Here is an 18,941-nt window from a genome sequence, read left to right as displayed (position 1 = left end):
CCTTTGGCATGTGTTCCTGAGGTACAACGGCAACCACGTACTCACGCACTACGGAAGGCCCCGAGCCCATGACCGGAACACGCCCCGTCCGCTGGGGTGTCCTCGCCACCGGTGGCATCGCCCATGCCTTCGCCGAGGATCTGCGCCTGATCCCCGATGATGCCGAACTGGTCGCCGTGGGCTCGCGCAGCACCGACGCCGCTCATAGATTCGCCGACCGGCACGGCATAGCCCGGGCCCACGGCAGTTGGCAGGACCTGGCCCTGGATCCCGAGGTGGACGTCGTGTACGTGGCCACCCCGCACTCGGCCCACCGCGCGGCGGCGGCGCTCTGCCTGGAGGCCGGGAAGGCGGTGCTGTGCGAGAAGCCGCTCACCCTCAACCTGGCCCAGGCGCGGGACCTGGTGACGATCGCCCGCAAGCGGAACGTCTTCCTGATGGAGGCGATGTGGACCTATGTCAACCCCGCCGTGCTGCGGATGCGGGAGTTGATCGCCGACGGTGCCATCGGTGAAGTCCGCTCCGTGCACGCCGACTTCAGCATCGCCGTGCCCTACGACGCAACCCACCGCCTGCACGACCCGGCCCAGGGCGGCGGCGCCGTGCTCGACCTCGGCGTCTACCCCGTCTCCTTCGCGCATCTGCTGCTTGGCGCCCCCGACGCCGTCTCGGCCTGGGCGCACCTGAACCAGGGGGGAGTCGACGACAACACCGGCATCCTGCTCGGCTACGACAGCGGAGCCGTCGCGGTGCTCTCCTGCTCCCTGGGCACCGAGACCGCACAGCACGCCTCGGTCAACGGCACCCTGGGCCGTATCGAGTTCGCCCGCGACTTCTTCCACGCGGGCGGCTTCACCCTGCACCGCCAGGGCCACGAGCCCGAGGAGATCCGCCTGCCGGCCTCTTTGGGCAACGGCTACACCCACGAGGCACTGGAGGTGGCCCGCTGCCTGCGCGCCGGCCTCACCGAGTCGTCGTACGTCCCGCTGGACGGCACACTCGCGGTCATGGCGACTCTGGACGCCGTACGCGCGAGCATCGGAGTGCGCTACCCGGGCGAGTGAGTCAGCGCACGAAGCGGTACTTCAGGTGGGTCGCCAGGGGCGTGTCGACCACACGGACCTGCTCGAGGTTGCGCCGCACGGCGCCCAGCCCATCGAAGAGCCGTAGCCCGTCTCCGAGGAGGGCGGGCACCACGTGCAACTGCAGTTCCTCGATGAGTCCCGCTCCGAGGTACTGCTGCACCGTGCTCGCGCCGCCCGCGATGTCGACGTTCCTGTCGCCGGCGGCGGCCTTCGCCCGGTCGAGGGCCCCATGGATGCCGTCGGTGACGAAGGTGAAGGTGGTGCCGCCCTCCTTGACCAGGGTCGGCCGGGGGCGGTGGGTGAGCACGAAGACCGGGGTGCGAAACGGCGGGTTGTCACCCCAGAACCCTTCGCCCGTGTCGTACATCATCCGGCCCATGACCACCGCTCCCGTGGCATCGAACCACTCGCGCATCAGCTCCGAGTCGCGGTTCTCCTCCCCGCCGGTCATGCCCTGGCGCTGCCGCCAGCTCGCCAGGTTGTGGATCCACTCGAAGAGCGGCTCGGCGCCGTCGCCTCCAGGGTTGTCCACGGCGACGTCGGTGCCGGCGATGTAGCCGTCGAGAGAGATGGCGAGGTCCGCGGTTACGGTCATGCGGGATGCTCCTGAGGTCTGGGGCGTGTTGCCGTCACCCTCACGTCGATCGGGGAGCGGCGCATTCGACAGTGTTTGTGAGCCGGTCGGGCCCTGCAGCCGGTGGCTGGGAAATGCGTTGAGCGCGGTGATCTTCGGCGGGTACTGTCGTGACACCGTGACACCGTGACACCGCGCGAGAACGCGAGAAGCCGAGGAGGTGAGACCCATGAACGTGGTAGCTGTGTGGGTGCTCCCCCTCTTCGTCACGGGTGGGCGATCGATGTAGGTGTCGCCGGGAGCGCCTCGACAACAAGGCACTCCCGAAAGGCAACACCTATGCACTCTTTGCAGTTCACCGCCCAGTCGTCGTCGAACGGCATGGTCGAGCGCGACTTCACCCTGGGCGAGGTCCCCGGCGTCCTCTGGTCGCCGGTCTCCGGCACCGAGCGTGCGCCCCTGGTCCTGATGGGGCACGGCGGCGGCAACCACAAGAAGCACCAGGCGATGGCTGGCCGTGCGCGGCTCCTGGTGGCCGGCTCTGGCTTCCATGTCGCGGTCATCGACGCGCCCGGTCACGGCGACCGGCCGCGCACGGCGTACGACGAGCAGGAGATCGCCGTCATGCAGCGGGCGATGGCGGCGGGCGAGCCGGTCGGCCCGGTCGTCGTCCGCTACAACGCCCACCTGGCCGAACAGGCCGTACCGGAGTGGCAGGCCACCCTGGACGCCCTCCAGGAGCTGCCGGAGATCGGCACCGGCGGTCCGGTCGGCTACTGGGGGCTGAACATGGGCACCGCGATCGGCGTGCCGCTGGCGGCGGCCGAACCCAGGATCACCGCCGCGGTCTTCGGCCTCCACTGGCCCGACGTCCTGGCCGAGAAGGCGAAGCAGATCACCGTCCCGATCGAGTTCGACATGCAGTGGGACGACGAGCACATCCCGCGCGAGGCCGGTCTGGCGCTGTTCGATGCCTTCGCCTCGGCGGAGAAGACCCTGCACGTCAACGCGGGCAGGCACAAGCAACTGCCCCGGTTCGAGGCCGACAGCGGGGTCCGTTTCTTCGCCCGCCATCTGCGCCGGGTGGTCACGTCACCGGCCTGACGTGACCTGCTCGAAGGGGTGACGGCGTCCGGCCATGCGCCGGGCGCCGACGGCGGCACACCCCTCGTACCCTGATCCCGTGCCCACCCCTCGCCTCCACCGCGTCGCCGTCCTGGTCCTCGAAGGTGCGAAGCCCCTCGATGTCGGCATTCCCGCGCAGGTGTTCACGACCCGGGCGAGCATGCCGTACGAGGTGCGGGTGTGCGGGGCGGCACCCGGGCTGGTGACCGGCGGCGACGGGCTGGCGTACCACGTCGCGGACGGGCTCGACGCGCTTGCGTGGGCCGACATCGTGTTCGTGCCGGGCTACCGGTTCCCGGACCGCGAGGACCCGCCGCGGGCCGTCGTCGACGCGCTGATCGCCGCCCATGAGCGGGGCGCGCGCCTCGCCGCCATCTCCACCGGCGCCTTCGCGCTCGCCGCCACCGGTCTGCTCGACGGCAAACGCGCCACCACCCACTGGCACTACACGCGGGCCCTCGCGGAGAAGCACCCGCTGGTCCAGGTCGACGAGAACGTCCTGTTCGTCGACGAGGGCAGCGTCCTCACCTCGGCCGGCGCCGCCTCCGGCATCGACCTGTGCCTGCACATCCTGCGCGGCGACCTCGGCGTGGCCGCCTCCAACCACGCCGCCCGGCGCCTGGTGGCGGCCCCCTACCGCAGCGGCGGCCAGGCGCAGTACGTGCCGCGCAGCGTGCCCGAACCGCTCGGCGAGCGCTTCGCCGCCACTCGCGAGTGGGCCCTGCACCGGCTCGACGAACCCCTCAGCCTCGACACCCTCGCCCAGCACGCCGCGGTCTCACCACGCACCTTCTCGCGGCGCTTCGCCGAGGACACCGGATACACGCCGATGCAGTGGGTCATGCGCGCTCGCATCGACCTGGCCCGTGAGCTGCTCGAACGCTCCGAGCGCAGCGTCGAGCAGATCGCGAACGACGTGGGCCTGGGCACCGGCGCCAATCTGCGCATGCACTTCCAGCGCATCCTCGGGACCACGCCGAGCGAGTACCGGCGCACCTTCACCCGCGGCGAATAGCCGAGCCCCGGCTCCTGGCGCGATCCTTTCGAACCATGGCGCTCACGCCACGGCCGCCCACGTGACACCGCACGCGAGGCTGGTGGTGAACGCAGACGAGCCGCAGAGACACCAAGGGGTATTCATGACTCGCGTCGCCATCAACGGATTCGGCCGCATCGGACGCAATGTGCTGCGTGCCCTGCTGGAACGCGACAGCACCATCGAGATCGTCGCCGTCAACGACCTCACCGAGCCCGCCACCCTCGCCCGGCTCCTCGCCTACGACTCCACCGCCGGTCGGCTCGGCCGCCCGGTGACCGTCGACGGCGACACCCTCGTCGTCGACGGCCGGCGAATCAAGGTCCTCGCCGAACGCGACCCGGCACAGCTGCCCTGGGCCGAACTCGGCGTCGACGTCGCCCTGGAGTCCACCGGCCGCTTCACCTCGGCCAAGGCCGCCCGCGCCCACCTCGACGCGGGCGCGAGGAAGGTCCTGGTCAGCGCACCCTCGGACGGCGCGGACGTCACCCTCGCCTACGGCGTCAACACCGACGCGTACGACCCCGAGCTGCACACCATCGTCTCGAACGCCTCCTGCACGACCAACGCGCTCGCCCCGCTCGCCGCGGTCCTCGACGAACTCGCCGGCATCGAGCACGGCTTCATGACCACGGTGCACGCCTACACGCAGGAGCAGAACCTCCAGGACGGCCCGCACCGCGACGCCCGCCGTGCCCGCGCCGCCGGCATCAACATCGTGCCCACCACGACGGGCGCCGCCAAGGCCATCGGCCTCGTGCTGCCCGGCCTCGACGGCAAGCTGTCGGGCGACTCGATCCGCGTCCCGGTCCCGGTGGGCTCGATCGTCGAGCTCAACACCACGGTCGCCCGCGACGTCACCAGGGACGACGTGCTGGCCGCCTACCGTGCCGCTGCCGAGGGGCCGTTGGCCGGCGTCCTCGAGTACTCCGACGACCCGCTGGTGTCGTCCGACATCACCGGCAACCCGGCCTCCTCGATCTTCGACTCGGCCCTCACCCGCGTCGACGGCCGTCACATCAAGGTGGTCGCTTGGTACGACAACGAGTGGGGCTTCTCCAACCGGGTGATCGACACGCTGGAGCTCCTCGCGGCCGGCTGACCGACGCCGCGCCGCCCTCACCTCGGCCGGGGTGAGGGCGGCGCGGCCGCGTCCGGGACCTCGACATCGACCCGCTGCCAGGAGTCCGAGAGCCTCCAGCAGGGCATGAAGGACCCCGTCCGGAAGCAGGCGGACACAGCGTGGTCGGAGTGCATGCGTACCGCGGGCCACCACCACGCCACGCCCACGGACGCCCGGATCGGCGAGGAGCGGCAGCGCGGGGAACTGGAGGCACGGCTTTCCGCGCGGCCCCAAGGCCCCCGACGCACCCGCGGCCCTGGAGAAGCAGACGGCAACCGCTGACGCCCGCTGCAAGCAGCGGCCCGCCTACGGCCGCACTGTCCACGCCGTCGATCTGCGCACCCAGAGCCAGCGCATCGCCAAGAACCGGGCGAAGCAGCGCCGTTGGAACCGCGACGCCGTCCGCAAGGCGTACGACATCCTTGAGGCCGGTCGTGACGAACCGGCCTCAAGGGCTGCCTCAGGGCTTCCGCGCCACCCCGCAGAACTGCGTCACGTCGACGATCTCGCCGACTTCGGGCTGCTCCGCGCGCCAGCGCGAGCACGACACCACGCCCGGCTCCAGCAGTTCCAGACCCTCGAAGAACCGCAGCAACTGCTCGCGGCTGCGGAGCTTCATCGGCGCCGAGCCCTGCTCGTTCCAGCTGGCCACCGCCGCCGTCATGGCCTCGGTGTGGACCTCGGCGGTGGGATGGGCGAGCGCCAGATAGCTGCCGGTGGGCAGGGCGGCGACGAGCCGGTCGACGATCTCGTACGCCTGCTCGTCGTCGCTCACGAACTGCATGATGCCGAGCAGCATGAGCGCCAGCGGCTGCTTGAAGTCCAGCGTGCGGGCGGCGCCTTCGAGGATCGGGCCGGGTTCGTGGACGTCGCCGTCCAGATAGTCCGTGACGCCCTCGGAGCTGCTGGTGAGCAGGGCCTGGGCATGCACCAGGACCAGCGGGTCGTTGTCGACGTAGACGATCCGCGTCTCGGGGGCCAGCCGCTGGGCGACCTCGTGCGTGTTGTCCGCGGTGGGCAGGCCGGTGCCCAGGTCGAGGAACTGGCGGATGCCCGCCTCGCCGACCAGATGGCGCACCGCACGGCCGAGGAACGCCCGGTCGGCCCGGGCCGAGTCGACGATCTCCGGGAAGTACTCCAGGACTTGGTCGCCCATGGCGCGGTCGGGGGCGTAGTTGTCCTTGCCGCCCAGCCAGTAGTTCCACACCCGTGCCGAGTGCGGGGTGGTCAGGTCCAGCCGCGCCAGCACGGCCTCGCGGTCGGCGGCCGGTTGCTCGGTCATGACACGCTCCTCGTCCTGGACCGGCGGCCCCCTCGACCGCCGTCCCTTCGCGCCTGTGGGCAAGCGACAACGTAGCGGGCTGTGCAGGTTCAGGCCACCGATTCCCGGATCTTGACAGCCGCCGCACAGCTCTCAGAAGAACCGTGCTTCCGCAGGGCAGCCGGACACCCCGTCGAACAGGCCGCCGTCGTCCGGCCCGCGCAGCCAGCGGTCGAAGAAGGCGGCGACGTAGGCCCGTTGGGCGGTGATCGCGTGCTGCGGGGCGATGGTGCCGATGTTCTCGACGACGGTCCTGCGGGGCAGGCCGAGCTCCCGGGCGATCTGCGGGATCATGACTTCGGCGTCGGTGTACGTGGCGTGCTGCGCGCCCCGCAGGCTCAAGCCCCGGTGCCAGCCGCGACTGTTGCGCCACAGGGCCCGCCAGGACGGCACCGTGCCGGGATCGTTGCCGTCCTTGCCGATGAGCAGGAAGGGGCGGTCCAGGCCGTCCGCGGCGACGGTGGACAGGTTGCCCGGGGTGCTGTCTTCCTGGACGTACGCGAGCACACCGTCCAGGTCGGCCGCTGCTGCGATGCGCGGGTCGTCGTGCATGGTCTGCAGGGCGGTGAAGCCGCCTGCCGACTGGCCGAACATGCCGATGCGGCCGAAGTCCAGCCTGCCGTACAGGACTTGTGGCAGCGCGCTCGGCAGTGCGTCGAGGAGGAAGCGGGCGTCGGCCACCCGTACGTCCATGGTCTTCCGCAACAGGGCGGTGATGCGCTGCTGGTCCGGGTACGCCTTGGCGAACTCCGCGGGCAGGACGGAGCGTTCGACGCGGCCGCCGGGGAACTCGACGGCGCCGGCGTCATAGGTGTGATCGAGGGTCACCACGGCGTAGCCCCGGGAGGCGAGGTCGTCGCAGAGTGTGGTGCCCAGGGAGCGCGGGTCCCCGGCACCGGGGGAGTAGCAGACGACCGGGAACGGGCCACCCTCCCGAGCGGCCGGGGCGCCTTCGTGAGCGTGCGTGCGGGTGGCCGCCCAGTCGACCCGGCTGCCCGGCACATCGGTGAAGCTGTTCAGGGCCGCGAACCCGGCGGCCTCGCCGGGAAGCATCTGGGGGGCGGCCGGATACCCGCCGACGGTCCGGGCCGGATAGCGGATGCCGACCATGAGCTCCCGGTACGGCTGCGACGCGACCCAGGGATCGGCACGCGAGGCGTCGACGAGGCGCAGCGAGGCCGTGCCCACGGCGTACGGCCCGCTGGGTGCGGGCAAGGCCAGCTGCACCGGCCCGGCGGTGCGCGGCTCGGCGGCCGCCGCTCGGCCCGGGACGGCGGACACGGCGAGTGCTGCAATGGCCGACAGCATGGCGGCGCGACGGGTCGGCATGTGTGAACTCCCTTGTCTGTACGGGTGAAACGACCACGTACAGACTTGTGGAGCGACCCGGCCGCCGACCATCCGGCAGGCCGGTCGATGCGCATGGGGGTTATCCCACAGACCCTTCTCACGCCTCACCCGGAGTGTGCCCGTGCTCGTGCTCGTGCCCGTGCTCGTGTTCTCCGGTGTCCGGTGAGCCGCCCATCATCCGCAGCATGGCCGGGCCGCCGGTGCGCCAGAACCGTACGAGCAGGGCCGCGGCCAGCAGCAGGAAGGCGAGGTTGAGCCAGGTCGTGTAGTTCCAGGTGATCCCTTCCTCGGGGATCGTGGCATCGGCCTGGTCGGGGATCAGGCCGAGCCCGCCGAACGCGAACTCGACGACGTAGCCGGCGACGGCCATCGCCGCGAAGAAGGTGCCCAGGAGGAAGACGGCCGTCCGGGCGCCGTAGTACTTCCGGTAGATGTTCAGGATGGGGAGGATCAGCAGGTCGGCGTAGATGAAGGCGATCACCCCGCCGAAGCTGATGCCGCCCTTCCACAGCACCACGGCCAGTGGCACGTTGCCGATCGAGCAGACGAACGTGGCCACGGCCACCAGCGGTCCGACCAGTGGGCCGATCAGTTTGGCGGCGAGCGGATGGTCCGCCAGGAAGAACGTGCGCCAGAAGTCGTCCGGCACCCAGGCCGCGATCGCCCCCGCGATCAGCAGCCCCGCCACCAGGTCCCGCAGGATCGCCGCCCACTCCATGACGAAGATGTGCGACACGGACGTGAAGCCGGACCGGGAGAACAGGCGCCGCGCGAAGCCGCCCTCCGCCCTGACCGACATGTCCATGGCCGCATGGCCCTCCATCGAACCCGCGATCCCGCGCTCGGCCTGCTCCCGCGCCCGGTTCAGCAGCCGCTCGCGCAGGAACAGGCGGAACAGCACGGCGAGTACGACGATCATGATCGGCCCGCCGACGAACTCGGCGGCCGTGAACTGCCAGCCCATCAGCAGCGCGAGGATGACGCCGAGCTCCACCACCAGATTGGTGGAGGCGATCTCGAACGCCATCGCCGCCGTGAAGTTCGCGCCCTTGCGGAACAGCGAACGGGCCACGGCCACGGCCGCGTACGAGCAGGACGACGAGGCCGCCCCCAGCCCGGCAGCCAGGGTGAGCGTGCGCGGGCGGTCGTCCCCCAGCAGCCGGACGACCGTCGACCGGCGCACCACCGCCTGCACCACGGCGGACAAGGCGAAACCCAGGATCAGCGCCCAGGTGACCTCCCAGGTCATGGATCCGGCGATGTACAGGGCGTGGCCGATCGCTTCCACAGGGCAACTGCCTTTGCTTCCGGCGGGTGCGGATGGGTTCGCTGCGATGTGCTGATGTGCCGTTCTGAGTGTCCAGCGAAGCAGGTCGGTCACATACCGTCCATCGACGGCATCGACCCCTGCAGCCCCGGAAGCAGCCAGTCCTGGAACGGCGCGAGCACGGCCAGTACGAGGAATGCGACACCCATGGCCCGCGCGAGCAGTGGACCGCGGGACCACAGTTTCTCGACGAAGATCACCACGGCCAGCGCGGCCATCGCCGCCACGTTCATCACCCCGAGCGGGATCAGGACGACCATCAGTCCCGCGCAGCAGCCGACGCAGTAGGTGCCGTGATGGACGCCCACCCGAAGATCTCGGGCCGGCCGGCGGAACCCGGCGTAGTGCACCAGGTGGCTCAGGGGATCGCGACAGTGTCGCAGACAGACGTGCTTGAGGGGCCCGAGCTGATACAGGCCCGCCAGCAGGAAGGCCGTCGCGCCGATCCAGCGTCCGGCGGTCGGACGGTCGTCCACCAGAGCGCCGGTGAGGGCCAGGGCCCCGTAGGCGAGCAGCCCGAACACGGTCCACACCAGCAGATAACCGCCGACGAACTCGACGGTGCGCACGGTCCGCGTCCAGCCGGAGGACTGCCGGCCGATGCCCCGCACCCAGGTGATGGCCACCGGTGCCATGGACGGCAGCATCATGGCCGCCATCATCGTCACCCACAGCAGCAGGAACAGCGGCAGTGCCATCCCCATCGTCCCGGGCTCGACCCCCATGTCCCGGGCCTGCCCGATGGTCAGCGCCCAGGCCGGCACCGCGATCAGGACGACCAGAAGCCAGGCGACCGCCAGCTCCCGCGCGGGCAGCAGGCCCCCACCCGTTCCGGTCGGCGAGGGCGACCGGGCGGACGCGGGTGCGGAAGTCCGGATGTGACGCATCGGCGTGCTCTCCTGCAGACACTCCCAGGAGAGCACGCCACCCTGAGGGCCGCCAGCGCGGCCCCCTACTCGACCGCCACGCGCCGACCGCGGCTTCTGGTGTCTGCCCGAGGTCGACTACGCACCCGCCCTCGCCGCCCTGCGCGACACGGCCGACCCCCTGGGGTGACCATGCGGGCTCAGCCGCCTCCGCCCGTGGGTGGAGGGCTCTCCATCGACCCGTGGGTGGTGGTGATCCACTGGGTGCGCGGAGCACGCTTGACGCATGGGTTCTCTTCACTCGGCGCTCGTCGCTCTCACCGGTGTCTGCATCCTGGTCTTTGTGGTGGCCTGGATCGCGGGCGCCGTCTACTTCGGCGTGAAGCGCCGGGCCGGCCTGCGCGGCTGGGCGCACGGGCTTCGACACACGTTGCCTCGCCGACTGCTGCTGACAGCGGGCGTCCTCGCCCTCACCACGCTGGTCCGTCACTCGCGTGGCTTCTGGCGCCATCTGCAGTTCTGGCAGCCCGAACTCGCCCTCCTGGGCGCTCTGCTCGCCGTCGCCTCCACCGCGCTGCTGCTGTGGGCCCGCTGGGTTCTGGGCACGATGTGGGCCGGCGTCCCGATGGTCCGGGACCACCACGAGTTGCGCACCGACGGCCCCTACCGGTTGGTCCGCCACCCCATCTACACCGGCCTGCTCGGCCTGATCGCCGGCTCCATGCTCGCCTGCGGCTTCGGCGTCTGGATCGCCTTGATGGTGGTCTCCATACCGTGGCTGCTGCGCCGGGTCCGGATCGAAGACGCCCTCATGGCCGGCCAGTTCGGAACGTCCTACGACGCCTACCGCGCTCGAGTCCCGGCGCTGATCCCTCGTATACGCCGATGACGGTTCTCGTCGGCGGATGCCGTGGTCGGGGTGGGCCCGGGCCGGGGCACCGCTGACGCGGGCCTCCCAGCCGGGCGGTGCAGGTCGAAGCCGAACGTGGAGTTGCTCCCCAAGCCCGATCTGGGCCTGCGCCCACTGCGCGACCCGGCGACCGCGCGCCTTGACGAGGGCGCGAGGGAGGCAGCGGCGGGGCCCCCGCCGGACGATGGGTCAGATGATGGCGAGCCGGTCCACCAGCAGTTCCACCCGCTGCTCGGTGTCCCCCGGCGGCAGGCGTCCCTCCCGGGTCAGGGTGGCAAGGCCGTGCAGGGCCGCCCAGAACGTCTCGGTGTACAGCCCCGGGTGGACGCCGTCCCCGGCGACCCCGCCCAGGGTCTCCAGCAGGGCGGCGAAGGCGTCTTTCAGCGGCTCCGGCGTGTCCTCCTGCGCGTACGCGAGGCCGCCGTCGAGCTGGAACAAGGCGTCGTAGACCGCCGGGTTGCGCTCGGCGAAGTCCAGGTAGGCGTGGGCCAGGGCAGCGACCCGCTCGCGCGGGCCGTTCGCGGCGGAGGTCGCGGCCCGCACCGCCGCGGCCAACTCGGCGGCGCCCTCGAGGGCGACGGCGCCGATGATCTCGCGCTTGCCGCGGAAGTGGCTGTAGAGGACGGGCTGGCTGTATTCGATGCGCTCGGCGAGCCGGCGGGTGGTGACGGCGTCCCAGCCCTGCTGCTCTGCGAGTTCGCGGGCCGTCGCCACGATGAGGCGCTCGCGCTCCGCCCGTTCGCGCTGCTTGCGTTCCTGTACCGACATGATTCGAATCCTAGCACCGCTAGACAATCGAGCGGCAGTAGTACTAGCGTTGCCTCATCCGCTAGCAATGCTAGATTCTAGGAGGGGTCATCATGCTCGCCGCACTCGAGGTCTTCACCACCGTGGTCGTCGGCGTACTGGTGGGGGTGGAGTTCTCCGTCGCCTTCGTCATCAACCGGATCCTCGACGCCCTCCCTGAGGACAGCCGCCAACTCGGCCATGCCCATGGGGGCAGGATGCTCGGCGCCGTCATGCCGTTCTGGTACATCGGCTCACTCGTCCTCGCCGGCATCTGGGCTGTCGCCGGGTGGCACCACCACGGCACGGGCCTCGTCGTCACGGCCGGCGCGCTACTGATCCTCAGCGTGGTCATGTCGATTCTGCTGCTCGTCCCGATCAACAACCGGAACAAGAACTGGACCCCTGACAACCGGCCCGCCGACTGGAAGCAGCAGCTGAACCGCTGGAGCCGCTACCACTACGTCCGCGTCGCCGTCCTCATCGCCGCCTTCACCCTGCTCGTCGCCGCCCTCGCCTGAGCCCGCGGGCTCACCCGCCGCAGGCTCCATGAACCGCACCAATCTGACGAAGACTCTCAAGGGGGAGAACAATGTCGCTGAAGAAGATCAACACCGTCCTGGCCGCCGCCTTCATCCTCTTCATCCTCTGGTTCGGAGGGGAGTTCATCCTGAGCCCGGAGACGACGGCGCCGACCTTCGGCCTGCCGAGCTGGCCGTCCGGCGACGGCGGCGGCTTCCTGGTCATCAAGGGAATCCGCGACGTCGTCATGGCCCTGGTCCTGGGCATCCTCCTCGTCACGGGTCAGCGTCGGGCGCTGGGCTGGGTACTGATGGTGGAAGCCCTCGCCGCATACGGCGACATGGCCACCGTGCTGGCCCACCACGGCTCCGTGGCCACCGCGTTCGGCGTCCACGCCCTGACAGCGACACTGATGGTGGTCAACGGACTGCTGATCATGCGCGAAACCCGCAAGGTGGCGGCCGCTCCGGCAACGACCGCCCCGCAACCCGCCTGACACCACCTTGGCGCGTGGGCGACGGCCTGGGCCCGTACCTGCGAAGTACTTCCTCGCAGCGGACGCCCAGGCCTTTCCCATTCCGGTCGGGATCACACCGGAAGCGGCATGAGGGCGCAGCGCACCGGCCTGGCGTGCACCGGGTCGAGTGCGTTGAGCACCAGCTCGCACACATTCGGGTCGTACGGGCTGCCCAGGTGGCCGGTCAGGTCCAGCGGGCGGACGTTCTGCAGCAGGATGTTGTGCACGGTCGCACCGGGCCCGGCGGTGAGGAACTGGTTGGTGTAGGGGGTGACGACGACGTCGGTCCTGGTGACGATGTTGGTGTAGGTGACGCCGGGTTCGGTGTCGCCCTTGGCGTAGAGCTGCTGCAGGACCGGGGAGCCGATCGTCTGGTCCTCGGCCGCCGGGCTGTCGAGGCCGAACGGCTTGCTCGGCCGGGCGGCCGGATGCCACCGCTTGGGGCCTCGGTTGCGGAGCCCCGCGGGCCTGGAGGGGAGCGGCGCGGGGCGGTCCGAACTCGTCGAACACCGAACCCACAGGCTGGTGTTGAGAGACCGCACGTCTGCCGGGACAGTGACGGGCAGCTCCGTGGCCACCGCCGGCGAAACAAACCCATCGCCTGCGCGTCGCTGCTCCCGTAAGGTGCGCGGGTTGTCGCGACGAAGGGGCGGTTCGGGACGTGGAGCTCAGGGCAGCGACGCGGGAGCAGTTGGCGACTGCGGCGCGGGAGGCGCTCGGTGCCGGGCGGCGGCTGGAAGCGGCCCGGCGGATCGCGGGCGGCAGCAAAAAAGGCGTGTACCGCCTGGTGATGGACGATGCGACGACCGCGATCGCCTACCTGTGGGACGACACCGAGAACTACTGGCCGACGGCCGAGGGCGACGACGACCCCACCGACCCGTTCTCGCCCGGTCTCGGACTCGACCTGTTCGAGGCCGCGCACGCGCGGCTTGCCGCGCTCGGCGTCCGCGTACCGGCGATCCGGCTGGTCGACCGCGACGGCGCCCACTGCCCGGCCGACCTCGCGATCGTCGAGGACCTCCCGGGCGGGAACCTTGAGCAACTGCTGGCACGCGATCCCCGCGCGGCCGCCGCGGTCATGGCCCGGTTCGGGGAGGCGTTGGAGGCGATGCGGCATCACCGGGCGCCCGGCTACGGCAGGGTGGCGGTGGTCGAAGCAGGCGGAACGTCACACGGGACGTCGTGCGAGGGTGTCGTACTGGAGCGGGCCCTGCGAGACCTCGCCGAGGCGGCGTCGCGGGACCCGCGGATCGCAGCGGCCCGCGAGCGACTGGAGGAGCGACTGCTGAACCTGGCCGCGGCTGTCCGGCCGCGCTCGCAGTACGCGGTCGTACACGGCGAACTGGGCCCCGACCATGTGCTGGTGGACCCGGACGGGAACCCGGTGATGATCGACATCGAGGGCACGATGTACTTCGACGTCGAGTGGGAACACGTCTTCCTACGGATCCGCCTGCACGACGCCTACGGGCCGTTGGCGGCGGACGGACTGGACGAGGACCGGCTCGCGCTCTACCTGCTGGCCCAGCGGCTCTCGCTGACGGCGGGGCCGCTGCGGCTCCTCGACGGCGACTTCCCCGACCGGTCGTCCATGGCGGGCATCGCCGAGCACAACCTCAAGCAGGCGCTGGAACTGATCCGGAACTGAACGCCCATGGGTTCCTGGCCCGTTCTGCCCGGCGTGCCCCTCGGGCCGCCGCTCAACGATCGGCGAGGAAATCCAGGATCGCCGCGGTGAGTTCCGGCGTACCGGCCGCCGTCCCGTGGTCTCCGGGCACCACCGCGCCGGTGCCCTGCGGCAGTGCCGCGGCCAACTGGTCGGCCGTAGCGGCCCGTTCGTCACCGGCACCGATCACCACGAGCGTCGGCACCTGGATGCGGCCGAGCTCTCCATCGGCGTGGGGACGACCGAATCCAGTACGTGCAGCAGAGCCACCGGATCCGCGCCACCGGACCGGAGCCACCGGTCGGTCTGTTCCTCAGGCGAGCCCGGCTCGAACGAACCCGACCCGGCGAAGACCCGCCGCAGAAGCGATCCCGCCCCGCCGCCGAGACCGAGCACCTGATGCAGCCCCTGGCCGGCGACCACCGCCCGACCCGGTGTCGCGCCGCGCACCAGCGTCCTCACCACCATGCGTGCCCCGAGTGAATATCCTCCGAGGTCGTAGTCGTCCAGTGCGAGGTGGTCGAGGAGCGCGAGGGCGTCCTCGGCCAGTACGTCGGGCGGATAGCAGGCAGCGTCATGAGGCTTGGCGCTCCGTCCGTGCCCACGGAAGTCCGGCATGATCACGCGGCGTCCGTGGGCCGCGAACGTCTCGGCATGGCCGTAGCGCAGCCACATCGTCGAGTCCCCGGTGATGCCGTGCAGCAGCACCAGCGGTCTGCCCCGGCCCACTTCCCGGTAGGCCAGGCGCACACCGTCACGGCCCGAGAAGTACGACACATCAGGATCCGGCATGCATCGGAGCGTATCCCCGGCGGCCCACCGGCCGGCGGCGGTCAGTCCGGTCGCCGCGCGCGCAGGCCGGTCCTCCGCCGGCCGCAGTACGGCCGCGTGGTCAGGAGGTGGTGGCAGGGGGACGGAAATAGTGGCCCTTGTCCAGGTCGTCGAGGAGGCCGGGGCCGGTGGGCTGCCAGTCCAGGAGTTCGCGGGTCAGGGTGCTGGACGCCGGGCCGTCGAGTGCCAGGAAGCGGCCCAGCCAGGCGAAGTGTTCCACCGCGGCCTCGGGGGCCACCGAGGCCACCGGCACATCGAGGTGACGGCCGATCACCTCGGCGATGTCGCGGATCGGGACGCCCTCCTCCGCGACGCCGTGCAGCACCGCGCCCGCAGGAGCCTTCTCCACCGCCAGGCGGAACAGCCGTGCGGCATCGAGGCGGTGGACGGCCGGCCAGCGGTTGGTGCCGTCGCCGATGTAGCCGGAGGCACCCTTGTCCCGGGCGATGGCGACCAGAGCGGCCATGAACCCGTTGTCTCCTTCCCCGTGGCAGGTCGGAGACAGCCGCACCACGGATGAGCGCACCCCGCGCGAGGCAAGCGCGAGCAGTGCCGTGGCGGTCGCGGAGCGTATGGACACCGGCGAGCCGTCGACCGCGGGCATGTCCCGCTCGCTCGACACCTGTCCCGGCTTGAGGCCGACCAGCCCGGAGGCGAGGACAAAGGGGCGGCCGGTGCCGGCCAGCGCCTCGCCGAGGGTGTCGACGGCGCGTCGGTCGGCCTCGGCGGCGCCCTGGAAATCGCCGGTGAAGGCGAGGTCGTGCTTGAAGGCGAGGTGGACCACCCCGTCCGATGCGGCGGCTGTGCCGGCCAGGACGTCGAGGTCGTCGACGGTGCCGCGGACCACGTCCGCACCGGCGGTGGTGAGGGCGGCGGCAGAGGCGTCGGAGCGGGCGAGCCCGACGACCCGATGCCCGGCGTCCAGGAGTTCGGGAACGAGCGCGGAGCCGATCCAGCCGGACGCGCCGGTCACGAAGATGCGCATGGGAGTGCCCCAAACTGTCGATGTCAGTGACTGTCATCGACGCTAACATGTGATGTCAGGGACTGTCATCACGTAGGATCTGTTCATGAGCAGATGGGAGCCGAACGCGCGCGAACGCCTGGCGAAAGCGGCGTTGGAGCTCTACGGCGAGCGCGGCTACGAACAGACCACGGTGGCGGAGATCGCCAAACGGGCCGGCCTCACCGAGCGAACCTTCTTCCGCCACTACGCCGACAAGCGCGAGGTGCTGTTCGACGGCTCCAGCACGTTGCAGGAGCTGTTTGTGAACGCGGTCGCCGAGGCCCCCCGGTCCGCGGCCGCGATCGACGCGGTCGCGGCCGGCCTTGAGGCGGTCTCCACCGTGTTCGTCGGCCGCCACGGACACGCCCGGCGGCGACACGCCGTCATCGTGGCGAACGCGGTACTCCAGGAGCGGGAGCTGATCAAGCTCGCCTCACTGTCGGCCGCGCTCGCCGACGCCCTGCGCAGGCGCGGCGTGCCGGAGCCGGCCGCAAGCCTGACCGCCGAGGCGGGGGTCGCCGTCTTCAAGATCGGCTTCGAGCGCTGGGTCCAGGCGGCCGAGGAGTGCACCATGGCCCAGTTCATGCGGGAATCGCTGGACGAGCTCAAGGTCGTGACCGCAGGCGGCTGAAGCCTCGCGGGCCCGGCGGGTCAGGACAGGCTGTTGATCTTGCTGCGGACCTGGTTCACGATGGCGGCCGGGAGCGTCGCATAGCCCTCGAAGCTCAGGTCCTGCTGGCCCTGCACGCCGGCGATGTACGTCAGGAACGCCTTGGTGGCGGGCCACGTGGCCGGCTTGTTGCCCTTGTCGCAGACGATCTCGTACGTGACCATGTCGATCGGATACGCACCCGGGGTCTTGGTCGCGTAGTCGAGCTTGAGCACGAGGTCGTCACCGCTGCCGGCGATTTTGGCAGTGGAGATCGCCTTGGACGCCGTGAAGACACTGGCGTCGACGGGAGTGCCGGCTCCGGTGTCGATCGAGACCGTGGGGATGTCTCGGGCGATCGCGTAGGACAGCTCGACGTAGCCGATCGCACCCACCGTTTTCTTCACGTGGTCGACGAGGCCTGAGGACTTCTTGGCCGAATCGCCGCCCTTGGCCTTCCACTCCTTGCCGTGTCCGTGCGGCCAGGCGCTCGGTGCGGCGGCGCTCAGATAGGAGGTGAAGTTGTCCGTCGTGCCGGAGGAATCGGAGCGGTGGGACGCCCGGATCGCCGTCGACGGCAGCTTGGCGCCGGGGTTGAGTTTCGCGATCGCCGGATCGTTCCACTTCGTGATCCGGGAGTCGAAGACCTTGGCGAGCGTGGGGGCGTCCAGAACCAACTTCCTGACGCCTGGCAGGTTGTAGCCCATGGCGATCGGGCCGCCGACCGTCGGCAGGTGGACGGCCCGGCCGCCGTTGGAGCAGACGCGCTTGGACTGCGTGATCTGGGCGGCGCTCAGGGCGGAGTCGGAACCCGCGAAGGCGGTTTTGCCCTCCAGGAAATCGGTCTGGCCGGCGCCGGAGCCGTTGCCCTCGTAGCTGATCCGGGTGCCGGGGCAGGCTCGCATGTAGTTCTTGATCCAGAACTTCATCGCGAACTCCTGCGCCGTCGAGCCGGAGGCCGCCACCTGGGCCGCCTTGCCGCACTTGACGCCGCTGGCGGCCGTCGTGGTCGGCGCGGCAGCCGTGGACGATCCGCCGGGCGACGCGGAGCTGCCGCTCGAGCCGCAGGCCGTCAGGAGCAAGGCGCCGGAGACAACCGCTGAGCCTGCCGCCAGGGCGCGCGGCCTGCTTTTCCGCTGAGGCTTCACTCTTCGGTGCTCCTTGCTCGTGGGCGGTCGGGGGGCCGGGGGCGGCGCAGCGGAGGGGTGATGACCGTGGATCAGGTAGCGGTCGTAACCCGCATCTTCGAGGAACTATATGCATAAAAGCTGACAATTTTGGTGATTGGCTCCCTCGGGGTGGAGCCGTTGCGGGGTGATGTACACCGCCAGGGCGCGCACCCCGGTGGAGCGACGGTCATCGGCTTCCGCTCCGGCCGACTCATGAAGCCGTCCCGGGCCGAATCCTTGCCGTCGGCCGGGCCAACTGGCCTCCCGCGCTACACCATCCGGTGGCTTATGACCGTCAGAGCGTTATTCATGTCTCCGATTTTCTGATCATTCCACTATCCGGCTCTTGGTACTGACCGGCCGTCATGAAGCCCCGAACCGAGTCGAGGAGAGTGGAGAAGATGACGAAATCGCCGCGATGGCGATCCGTTCTGACGCCAGCTGTCATGGCTGCCGCCCTTGGCGCTGCCGCGCTGTCGAACGCGGGAACCGCCTACGCCCAGGACCTCACCACCCCGCACCCGCCGTCCCCGGCACCGCCCGCCCATCCGGCACATCCGGGGAAGCCTGCGTATCCGGCTCAGCCCGTGAAGCCGGAGCATCCGGAGAAGCCTGCTTATCCGCAGCATCCGGTGAAGCCCTCGTATCCGGATCATCCGGTAAAGCCTGCTTACCCTCAGCAGCCGGTGAAGCCTGAGTATCCGCAGCACCCGGTGAAGCCTGAGTATCCAGCGAAGCCCGCGTACCCTCAGCAGCCGGTCAAGCCTGCTTACCCTCAGCAGCCTGTGAAGCCCGCTTATCCGGCTCAGCCGGTGAAACCTGCGTATCCGGCGAAGCCCGCGTATCCGCAGCAACCCGTGAAGCCTGCCTATCCGTCCCAGCCGGTGAAGCCTGCGTTCCCGGTGAAGCCTGCGTACCCGCAGCAGCCGGTCAAGCCTGCTTACCCTCAGCAGCCTGTGAAGCCCGCTTATCCGCAACGTCCGGTGAAACCTGCGTATCCGGCGAAGCCCGCGTATCCGCAGCAACCCGTGAAGCCTGCCTATCCGTCCCAGCCGGTGAAGCCTGCGTTCCCGGT

Annotated in this window: 21 protein-coding genes and 1 pseudogene; 11 read left to right on the top strand and 11 right to left on the bottom strand. The window is 70.4% G+C overall.

The genetic code is table 11. The features are described from left to right. Positions 1 to 68 precede the first annotated feature (68 nt). A complete protein-coding gene (locus ACWCRD_RS15885; RefSeq protein ID WP_450966395.1) occupies positions 69 to 1,064 on the top strand; it encodes a Gfo/Idh/MocA family protein in 996 nt (331 codons plus the stop codon). A gap of 1 nt (position 1,065) precedes the next feature. Here the strand turns inward: ACWCRD_RS15885 and ACWCRD_RS15880 are convergent, their stop codons facing one another. Next, entirely contained in the window at positions 1,066 to 1,680 is a 615-nt protein-coding gene (locus ACWCRD_RS15880; protein WP_450966394.1) for a dihydrofolate reductase family protein, read from the bottom strand. A 318-nt stretch (positions 1,681 to 1,998) separates the two neighbouring features. On the opposite strand from ACWCRD_RS15880, the gene ACWCRD_RS15875 reads away from it, so the two are divergent. The 3 genes from ACWCRD_RS15875 to gap all read left to right on the top strand — a co-directional run bounded on the left by ACWCRD_RS15875 (position 1,999) and on the right by gap (position 4,922). Then, positions 1,999 to 2,763 (top strand): dienelactone hydrolase family protein, encoded by a 765-nt coding sequence (locus tag ACWCRD_RS15875; RefSeq protein WP_450966393.1) that lies wholly within the window; start codon positions 1,999 to 2,001, stop codon positions 2,761 to 2,763. Positions 2,764 to 2,842: 79 nt separating this feature from the next. Further along, complete coding sequence (locus ACWCRD_RS15870) at positions 2,843 to 3,799, top strand: GlxA family transcriptional regulator (RefSeq protein ID WP_450966392.1); 957 nt, start codon at positions 2,843 to 2,845, stop codon at positions 3,797 to 3,799. 124 nt (positions 3,800 to 3,923) lie between these two features. Further along, positions 3,924 to 4,922 carry a type I glyceraldehyde-3-phosphate dehydrogenase gene (gap, locus tag ACWCRD_RS15865; RefSeq protein WP_266951612.1) on the top strand — a complete coding sequence of 333 codons (999 nt, stop codon included), beginning with the start codon at positions 3,924 to 3,926 and terminating at the stop codon, positions 4,920 to 4,922. 481 nt (positions 4,923 to 5,403) lie between these two features. On the opposite strand, the gene ACWCRD_RS15860 is transcribed toward gap, so the two are convergent. The 4 genes from ACWCRD_RS15860 to ACWCRD_RS15845 form a co-directional block, all read right to left on the bottom strand. Further along, positions 5,404 to 6,225 carry an SAM-dependent methyltransferase gene (locus ACWCRD_RS15860; RefSeq protein ID WP_450966391.1) on the bottom strand — a complete coding sequence of 274 codons (822 nt, stop codon included), beginning with the start codon at positions 6,223 to 6,225 and terminating at the stop codon, positions 5,404 to 5,406. Between the two features lie 132 nt (positions 6,226 to 6,357). Then, complete coding sequence (locus ACWCRD_RS15855) at positions 6,358 to 7,593, bottom strand: alpha/beta hydrolase family protein (RefSeq protein WP_450966390.1); 1,236 nt, start codon at positions 7,591 to 7,593, stop codon at positions 6,358 to 6,360. 118 nt (positions 7,594 to 7,711) lie between these two features. Continuing rightward, entirely contained in the window at positions 7,712 to 8,902 is a 1,191-nt protein-coding gene (locus ACWCRD_RS15850) for a permease (protein WP_450966389.1), read from the bottom strand. Between the two features lie 89 nt (positions 8,903 to 8,991). Further along, the gene (locus tag ACWCRD_RS15845) at positions 8,992 to 9,828 is read right to left on the bottom strand and encodes a DUF2182 domain-containing protein (RefSeq protein ID WP_450966388.1); all 837 of its coding nucleotides are present in this window, start codon (positions 9,826 to 9,828) and stop codon (positions 8,992 to 8,994) included. A 265-nt stretch (positions 9,829 to 10,093) separates the two neighbouring features. Here ACWCRD_RS15845 and ACWCRD_RS15840 point away from each other — a divergent pair, with 265 nt between their 5' ends. Then, on the top strand, positions 10,094 to 10,696 hold the full coding sequence (locus ACWCRD_RS15840; protein WP_450966387.1) for a methyltransferase family protein: 603 nt from the start codon (positions 10,094 to 10,096) through the stop codon (positions 10,694 to 10,696). A 210-nt stretch (positions 10,697 to 10,906) separates the two neighbouring features. Here ACWCRD_RS15840 and ACWCRD_RS15835 read toward each other — a convergent pair whose 3' ends face one another. Next, the gene (locus tag ACWCRD_RS15835; RefSeq protein WP_450966386.1) at positions 10,907 to 11,485 is read right to left on the bottom strand and encodes a TetR/AcrR family transcriptional regulator; all 579 of its coding nucleotides are present in this window, start codon (positions 11,483 to 11,485) and stop codon (positions 10,907 to 10,909) included. 92 nt (positions 11,486 to 11,577) lie between these two features. Here ACWCRD_RS15835 and ACWCRD_RS15830 point away from each other — a divergent pair, with 92 nt between their 5' ends. Together ACWCRD_RS15830 and ACWCRD_RS15825 are read left to right on the top strand one after the other, a co-directional pair. Continuing rightward, the gene (locus ACWCRD_RS15830; protein WP_450966385.1) at positions 11,578 to 12,024 is read left to right on the top strand and encodes an anthrone oxygenase family protein; all 447 of its coding nucleotides are present in this window, start codon (positions 11,578 to 11,580) and stop codon (positions 12,022 to 12,024) included. Between the two features lie 71 nt (positions 12,025 to 12,095). Then, entirely contained in the window at positions 12,096 to 12,521 is a 426-nt protein-coding gene (locus tag ACWCRD_RS15825; RefSeq protein WP_450966384.1) for a DUF4267 domain-containing protein, read from the top strand. 92 nt (positions 12,522 to 12,613) lie between these two features. On the opposite strand, the gene ACWCRD_RS15820 is transcribed toward ACWCRD_RS15825, so the two are convergent. Continuing rightward, complete coding sequence (locus ACWCRD_RS15820) at positions 12,614 to 13,084, bottom strand: hypothetical protein (RefSeq protein ID WP_450966383.1); 471 nt, start codon at positions 13,082 to 13,084, stop codon at positions 12,614 to 12,616. A gap of 233 nt (positions 13,085 to 13,317) precedes the next feature. On the opposite strand from ACWCRD_RS15820, the gene ACWCRD_RS15815 reads away from it, so the two are divergent. After that, a complete protein-coding gene (locus tag ACWCRD_RS15815; protein ID WP_450966631.1) occupies positions 13,318 to 14,193 on the top strand; it encodes a phosphotransferase family protein in 876 nt (291 codons plus the stop codon). 52 nt (positions 14,194 to 14,245) lie between these two features. On the opposite strand, the gene ACWCRD_RS15810 is transcribed toward ACWCRD_RS15815, so the two are convergent. The 3 genes from ACWCRD_RS15810 to ACWCRD_RS15800 form a co-directional block, all read right to left on the bottom strand. Continuing rightward, complete coding sequence (locus tag ACWCRD_RS15810) at positions 14,246 to 14,404, bottom strand: hypothetical protein (protein WP_450966382.1); 159 nt, start codon at positions 14,402 to 14,404, stop codon at positions 14,246 to 14,248. After that, positions 14,398 to 15,003, bottom strand: coding sequence for an alpha/beta fold hydrolase (locus ACWCRD_RS15805; RefSeq protein WP_450966381.1), 606 nt, complete (start codon positions 15,001 to 15,003; stop codon positions 14,398 to 14,400). The genes ACWCRD_RS15810 and ACWCRD_RS15805 overlap by 7 nt, the downstream gene beginning before the upstream one ends. A gap of 100 nt (positions 15,004 to 15,103) precedes the next feature. Beyond that, the gene (locus ACWCRD_RS15800) at positions 15,104 to 16,027 is read right to left on the bottom strand and encodes an SDR family oxidoreductase (RefSeq protein WP_450966380.1); all 924 of its coding nucleotides are present in this window, start codon (positions 16,025 to 16,027) and stop codon (positions 15,104 to 15,106) included. An 85-nt stretch (positions 16,028 to 16,112) separates the two neighbouring features. Here ACWCRD_RS15800 and ACWCRD_RS15795 point away from each other — a divergent pair, with 85 nt between their 5' ends. Continuing rightward, positions 16,113 to 16,679: a helix-turn-helix domain-containing protein gene (locus ACWCRD_RS15795; RefSeq protein WP_450966379.1), complete on the top strand. Its 567-nt coding sequence runs from the start codon at positions 16,113 to 16,115 to the stop codon at positions 16,677 to 16,679. A 20-nt stretch (positions 16,680 to 16,699) separates the two neighbouring features. On the opposite strand, the gene pstS is transcribed toward ACWCRD_RS15795, so the two are convergent. Continuing rightward, a complete protein-coding gene (gene pstS, locus ACWCRD_RS15790; RefSeq protein ID WP_450966378.1) occupies positions 16,700 to 17,626 on the bottom strand; it encodes a phosphate ABC transporter substrate-binding protein PstS in 927 nt (308 codons plus the stop codon). Here pstS and ACWCRD_RS15785 point away from each other — a divergent pair. Beyond that, positions 17,610 to 17,837 carry a hypothetical protein gene (locus ACWCRD_RS15785; RefSeq protein WP_450966377.1) on the top strand — a complete coding sequence of 76 codons (228 nt, stop codon included), beginning with the start codon at positions 17,610 to 17,612 and terminating at the stop codon, positions 17,835 to 17,837. The genes pstS and ACWCRD_RS15785 overlap by 17 nt on opposite strands. A 430-nt stretch (positions 17,838 to 18,267) precedes the next feature. Continuing rightward, positions 18,268 to 18,941: pseudogene (locus ACWCRD_RS15780) on the top strand (hypothetical protein); the annotation flags it as partial.

This window comes from Streptomyces sp. NPDC002092 (assembly GCF_053593775.1).
This window is presented reverse-complemented; position numbering and strand designations above follow the sequence as displayed.

What these genes read in the sequence shown, in the direction of transcription:
- ACWCRD_RS15885 (WP_450966395.1), top strand. Translation starts at nt 69, where the DNA reads ATGACCGGAACACGCCCCGTCCGCTGGGGTGTCCTCGCCACCGGTGGC.
- ACWCRD_RS15880 (WP_450966394.1), bottom strand. Translation starts at nt 1,680, where the DNA reads ATGACCGTAACCGCGGACCTCGCCATCTCTCTCGACGGCTACATCGCC.
- ACWCRD_RS15875 (WP_450966393.1), top strand. Translation starts at nt 1,999, where the DNA reads ATGCACTCTTTGCAGTTCACCGCCCAGTCGTCGTCGAACGGCATGGTC.
- gap (WP_266951612.1), top strand. Translation starts at nt 3,924, where the DNA reads ATGACTCGCGTCGCCATCAACGGATTCGGCCGCATCGGACGCAATGTG.
- ACWCRD_RS15860 (WP_450966391.1), bottom strand. Translation starts at nt 6,225, where the DNA reads ATGACCGAGCAACCGGCCGCCGACCGCGAGGCCGTGCTGGCGCGGCTG.
- ACWCRD_RS15855 (WP_450966390.1), bottom strand. Translation starts at nt 7,593, where the DNA reads ATGCCGACCCGTCGCGCCGCCATGCTGTCGGCCATTGCAGCACTCGCC.
- ACWCRD_RS15845 (WP_450966388.1), bottom strand. Translation starts at nt 9,828, where the DNA reads ATGCGTCACATCCGGACTTCCGCACCCGCGTCCGCCCGGTCGCCCTCG.
- ACWCRD_RS15840 (WP_450966387.1), top strand. Translation starts at nt 10,094, where the DNA reads ATGGGTTCTCTTCACTCGGCGCTCGTCGCTCTCACCGGTGTCTGCATC.
- ACWCRD_RS15835 (WP_450966386.1), bottom strand. Translation starts at nt 11,485, where the DNA reads ATGTCGGTACAGGAACGCAAGCAGCGCGAACGGGCGGAGCGCGAGCGC.
- ACWCRD_RS15830 (WP_450966385.1), top strand. Translation starts at nt 11,578, where the DNA reads ATGCTCGCCGCACTCGAGGTCTTCACCACCGTGGTCGTCGGCGTACTG.
- ACWCRD_RS15825 (WP_450966384.1), top strand. Translation starts at nt 12,096, where the DNA reads ATGTCGCTGAAGAAGATCAACACCGTCCTGGCCGCCGCCTTCATCCTC.
- ACWCRD_RS15805 (WP_450966381.1), bottom strand. Translation starts at nt 15,003, where the DNA reads ATGCCGGATCCTGATGTGTCGTACTTCTCGGGCCGTGACGGTGTGCGC.
- ACWCRD_RS15800 (WP_450966380.1), bottom strand. Translation starts at nt 16,027, where the DNA reads ATGCGCATCTTCGTGACCGGCGCGTCCGGCTGGATCGGCTCCGCGCTC.
- ACWCRD_RS15795 (WP_450966379.1), top strand. Translation starts at nt 16,113, where the DNA reads ATGAGCAGATGGGAGCCGAACGCGCGCGAACGCCTGGCGAAAGCGGCG.
- pstS (WP_450966378.1), bottom strand. Translation starts at nt 17,626, where the DNA reads ATGAAGTTCTGGATCAAGAACTACATGCGAGCCTGCCCCGGCACCCGG.